Raw genomic sequence first — 704 nt, forward strand, 5'->3', positions numbered from 1 at the left:
GGCTGTCCCCACCACTTCATCGTGCGCGCCCGCCTTGTTGACACTTGGGGTAACTCAACGCCACCCTCTCAGCAGACAAAGCGCTGTGTTCAAATGTTACAAAATGATTTGACCTACACGCTCACCGGCCAGGTCCCAGGCTGCCGCCGGCGTCGACGAGCGCTTGCTGAATTCGCAAGCTGCACGCGCGGATCTGATCAAGTTGGCGACCTGCAAATTCGTCAGTCGTCATCAAATCTCGCAACCACGTGGTGTTCATGGTGCCGACTGGGCGACCGCGGAACATGATTGGCAACGCCAGCGCCGCCAGCCCGTCATGTGCCAGAATCTCACCGCCATAACCCGGCTGACGGAGCGCATAACCACGACTGCGTGTTTCGACGAGCATCGCCAGAAAGGCGGGTTTGTCCATTCGGAACCGCCCCGGGCCCAGCACCGGATCGTCAGCGAGCCGCTCGAAGTGAGACAGTGCCTCGCGTTCGGGGAGCGCGGCAAGATAGGCGCGACCTGATGCCGCGCCGAACATGTTGATCAGTGTGCCGATCCGCCCCTGCCACAGCTTGTAGGGTGTCAACGCGCGGGCGCTTTCGACCATCTGCATCGCGCGGTCGCGCGGCACCTGCAAGTCGCTCGGCCAGCCAATCGCCAGCGTCAGCGCCTGTAGATGTGGCCAGGCGAGAGTGATCAAGCGCGCCTCCTGACCC

Annotated in this window: 1 protein-coding gene; it reads right to left on the minus strand. The window is 62.5% G+C overall.

Going from position 1 to position 704, the window contains the following annotated elements:
- Nucleotides 1–121: 121 nt before the first annotated feature.
- Nucleotides 122–704: IclR family transcriptional regulator C-terminal domain-containing protein (locus IM708_RS21140; protein WP_209428516.1), on the minus strand; the 583-nt coding region annotated here is incomplete at its 5' end.

This window comes from Pararhodobacter sp. SW119 (assembly GCF_017811755.1).
Lineage (GTDB): Bacteria > Pseudomonadota > Alphaproteobacteria > Rhodobacterales > Rhodobacteraceae > Pararhodobacter.